Origin of the sequence: Acinetobacter sp. UBA5934 (assembly GCF_002430855.1) — a bacterium.
GTDB lineage: Bacteria > Pseudomonadota > Gammaproteobacteria > Pseudomonadales > Moraxellaceae > Acinetobacter.
The window spans coordinates 1-4,309 of record NZ_DJDC01000192.1; the positions used below are offsets into that span (position 1 = coordinate 1).

A 4,309-nucleotide genomic window follows, 5' to 3' on the forward strand; every position below is an offset into this window, starting at 1 on the left:
TGCAATACCGTCATGCACCGCCACAACTGGGGGAGCACACGCAACACATTCTTTCTCGCTTTAAATCTCAGGATGAATTACAGCTGCTAAAAGCCCAAGGCATTATTGATGGTGAAGTGGCTTAATTTAGCTAATTGAAGTTTTAGCTTTTCCTGTCTTGACCGGATGTTAAACATATCCGGTCTTTTTTATCGAGTTGATTTATTGGTCAATAGTATCTGCTTACATGGTCAGATTTAGCTGCAGGCGTTATCATAGCAGTCTTCAAGTCATTGGAACGCACTATGAAAATTGTCGTAGATGAAAATCTGGCATTTACTGAATATTTCTTTGCCGATTTTGGCGAAATTCAGCAGGCTGCAGGGCGAACGCTAACCCACGCGGATGTCAAAGATGCAGAAGCGTTACTGGTGCGTTCTGTGACCCAAGTCAATGCCAATCTGATTCAAGGCACAAAATTAAAATTCGTCGGTAGTGCGACCATTGGTACCGATCATCTGGATATTCCAGCCTTGGAACAACAACACATTGCCTGGTCGAATGCCGCCGGTTGCAATGCACAGGCGGTTGCAGAATATGTGATTGCTGCTTTATTGCATTTAAAACCTGAACTGATCGATGCCAATGACGGCTTTACGCTAGGTATTGTTGGTCTGGGCAATGTCGGTTCACGTCTGGCTATTATGGCCAAACTTTTGGGCTGGAACGTGATTGGTTATGATCCCTTTGTGCAGCGAGAGCATGTGCAACAGGTTGAATTTGAAGAATTGTTAAAAACAGCGGATGCCATTTCGACCCATGTGCCTTTGACCAAAACAGGTGATCATCCGACCTATCATCTCATCAATGCTGCAGCTTTGGCACAGATGAAGCCTGAAGCAATTTTAATTAATTCGGCACGCGGGCCAGTGGTGAAAGAAGCGGCCTTAATTGCCGATATTCAACAGACACAGCGTTCCGTGGTTCTGGATGTCTTTGAGCATGAACCTGAAATTTCAGAGCAACTGCTAAATTTGATTACTTTGGTGACACCGCATATTGCTGGCTATAGTCTGGAAGGCAAAGCACGCGGTACGCAAATGATCTACGATGCATTCTGTCGCACCTTTCATTATCCAGCGACAAAGCAATTTGAAACGCAATTGCCAGTCTGTGAGCCATATTTTAAAGATCGTGATTTAAAGGCAGTGTTGAAACAGTATTTAAGCCAAATCTACGATATTGCCCGTGATGATGCCAATTTACGTAGCTGCTTAAAAGACGGCAAGGTCGATCAGAAAGCCTTTGATTATTTACGTAAAACTTATCCATTACGCCGTGAATGGGCAGTACATGGAGGGCCTGCGGCATGAGTCAAACTGTCACTTATCAGCCGACTTGTGATTTAAAGGCCATGCAAGCCCGGGCCAAAATGTATGCGCAAATCCGTCAGTTTTTTGCTGAACGTGAGGTACTGGAAGTTGAAACCCCGATCTTGTCACAGGCAGGAGTTACGGATGTACATTTGGCCTCAATACAGGCGCAGCGACATGTAAAAGGTAAACAGCAAACTCATTATCTGCAAACCTCTCCCGAATTTGCCATGAAACGCTTGCTTGCCAGTGGCAGCGGCCCGATCTATCAAATCTGCAAAGTCTTTCGTGATAATGAGCATGGGCGTAAGCACAATAGCGAGTTCACCATGCTGGAATGGTATCGTCCCGGATTTAGCCTGAAAGATTTGATGTTTGAAGTGACGGACTTGCTCAATGTGACTTTAAAACAGCGCTTTGGTGAAGTTCGTCCGACGATCCTCAGCTATAAACATGCCTTTATCGATCGTCTAGATATCAATCCATTACAAGCCAGCGTAAAAGAATTAAAGGATTGTTGTAACCGGGTCGGTCTAAATTTGGACCTGGGTGATGACCGCCTGGGTTATATAGATTTGCTCTTTTCGCACTTTGTCGAACCGAGTCTGGGTTTTGACACACCGGTATTTTTAACCGATTTCCCAGCTGAACTGGCGTCCCTGGCCAAAACCCGAATCGATGATGATGGAGAACTGGTCGCTGCCCGTTTCGAGCTGTATATCGAGGGTTTGGAATTGGCCAATGCTTACGATGAGCTGGTTGATGCCGATGTATTGCTTTCACGCTTTGAAGCGGATAATGCTGAACGTGCGAAGCTCGGTTTACATGTGATGGCGATTGATGAATATTTGCTGGCAGCTTTATCTCAGATGCCCGAATGTTCAGGCATTGCCTTGGGGATTGACCGTTTGTTGATGGTCGCGACTGAGCAAATGAAACTTGAAAAAGTGATTACTTTTCCGGCGGATATTTCCTGAGACAATTATATTTGATCAGCGAATCGTTGGATTTGCTGATCAAGGCAAATATTTGGTAAAGCCTATACTATAAGGCTCGAAACCTTGGCTTAAATAAAATGCATGTGCAGGGTAGCGTTCAGCTCGATTGCCACTGTTAAGTAAAATCCGTTTTAATCCACGCTGTTTTGCTTCCCGTTCGACTGCATTCATCAATATTTTTCCGATTCCTTGTCCACGATGGGCTTCATCGATTACAAAGGCTTGTATACGAATAAAGCCATCATCAAATTCCCAACTGTATTGTTCAATAAAGCCTGTATAACCAATCACCCGATGTTGATTTTCAATGACAAGAGTGTGGCAAAGTGGGTTTTGGTGAATGTGCTGCCAACGTCGCTGAATATTTTCAATACTCGTGGGATAGCCCAGTTGAAGGGTAAGCTGATGAATCGCTTCCAGATCATCCGATAACTGTAAAGGTCGAACAAGGAGGGTCATATATGAAAAAATCTTGGAAGTTTTTTGTATGATAAAACACTTTCAAATTCTTAACATGGAATCAATTTCAAACCAGTTATACGAATTTTGTCTATCCATATTCCATCTAGATCTGTCATGGAAATTTAAAAAGCACCCTTAGGTGCTTTTTTTATACGACTACAGCAAGCTGCCGTGCTTTCAATTCCTCAATCGCTTTAATGCGTCGCTGAATCAGCATTTCCCCAATATCGGGTCCCTGAATATCAGGCGGTAAATCTTGAGCCTTGATATTACGTACTACCTGCATGGCATCCAGTACATATTTTGCCTGAGGATATTCTCGGTCTTCCAGACCCAAACGGCCACGAGAATCACATTCACAGGCTTGAACATAAGCTTCTACACGTTCAGGGCGCCGTAAGACATCTAGCCGTTGCAATAAACGCCATAAAGTACCCGGTTTTAAGGTCAGTGCCTGATGGCATTTTAAATGCTCTTTACATACCGCAAGCGCCAGTTGCTTGGTATTGGTTGGCACTTTAAGACGGTCACAAATTTCGGTGACCGGTCTGACGCCACGTTCTTCATGCATGATATGACGTGGTAATTCATCTTCCGGGGTGAGTGCCTTGCCCAAGTCATGAACCAGAACGGCAAAGCGTACATCTAAAGAATAGTTGGCTTTACAGGCCTGTTGTAAGGACATCATGGTATGAATACCACAATCAATTTCCGGATGATATTCAGGGCGCTGTGGAATACCGTAGAGGGCATCAAGTTCCGGGAACAAGACTTTCAATGCACCACACTCACGTAATACATGAAAATATTCGTCCGCATGATTTTCCATGAGTGCACGTGAAGTTTCTTTCCAAACACGTTCAGAAATCAGGGCATCAAGTTCGCCTGATTCCACCAATTTTTTCATTAAAGCAAGAGTCTCTGTCGCGACACTAAAGCCTAAGCCTTTATAGCGGGCAGCAAACCGGGCAATACGCAGTACCCGTAGCGGATCTTCTACAAAGGCATCCGATACATGACGTAAAATGCGCTGTTCCAGGTCTTTCTGACCTTGATAGGGGTCATAGATGTTGCCATCGTTATCCATGGCCATAGCATTGATGGTCAGGTCGCGACGAATCAGGTCATCTTCAAGACTAACGCTAGGATCGGTATGAAATTCAAAGCCATGATAACCACGACCGGATTTTCGTTCGGTGCGTGCCAGTGCATATTCTTCTTTTGTTTCGGGATGTAAAAAAACAGGAAAATCCTTACCCACCGGCTGATAGCCTTGAGCAAGAAGCTGGTCGGGCGTTGCGCCAACCACAACGTAATCTTTTTCCTGATAGGGGTGTCCGAGTAAGTGATCTCGTACTGCACCGCCTACTAAATAAACTCGCATGAAAAAACCTCTATTCTTCAAGCAATCATGCTACAGAATAGAGGTTTTCTCAAGTCAAGAAGTTACGCTAATGCGTACATTCCTTAGAGCGCGTTTTTTTCTGCTTCCTGAAC

4 protein-coding genes and 1 pseudogene are annotated in these 4,309 nt (G+C 44.4%); 3 read left to right on the plus strand and 2 right to left on the minus strand.

Going from position 1 to position 4,309, the window contains the following annotated elements; translation table 11 throughout:
- The 3 genes and pseudogenes from B2Y23_RS14375 to epmA form a co-directional block, all read left to right on the plus strand.
- A pseudogene (locus B2Y23_RS14375) lies at nt 1-125 on the plus strand (CoA transferase); the annotation flags it as partial.
- A gap of 159 nt (nt 126-284) precedes the next feature.
- Nucleotides 285-1,352, plus strand: a complete 1,068-nt coding sequence (locus tag B2Y23_RS14380) for a 4-phosphoerythronate dehydrogenase (RefSeq protein WP_291371543.1) — start codon at nt 285-287, stop codon at nt 1,350-1,352.
- Nucleotides 1,349-2,329: an EF-P lysine aminoacylase EpmA gene (epmA, locus tag B2Y23_RS14385; RefSeq protein WP_291371545.1), complete on the plus strand. Its 981-nt coding sequence runs from the start codon at nt 1,349-1,351 to the stop codon at nt 2,327-2,329. The genes B2Y23_RS14380 and epmA overlap by 4 nt, the downstream gene beginning before the upstream one ends.
- Before the next feature lie 39 nt (nt 2,330-2,368).
- On the opposite strand, the gene B2Y23_RS14390 is transcribed toward epmA, so the two are convergent.
- Together B2Y23_RS14390 and B2Y23_RS14395 are read right to left on the minus strand one after the other, a co-directional pair.
- Nucleotides 2,369-2,809, minus strand: coding sequence for a GNAT family N-acetyltransferase (locus B2Y23_RS14390; RefSeq protein WP_291354784.1), 441 nt, complete (start codon nt 2,807-2,809; stop codon nt 2,369-2,371).
- 151 nt (nt 2,810-2,960) lie between these two features.
- Nucleotides 2,961-4,196 (minus strand): multifunctional CCA addition/repair protein, encoded by a 1,236-nt coding sequence (locus B2Y23_RS14395; protein WP_291371547.1) that lies wholly within the window; start codon nt 4,194-4,196, stop codon nt 2,961-2,963.
- Nucleotides 4,197-4,309: the final 113 nt, after the last annotated feature.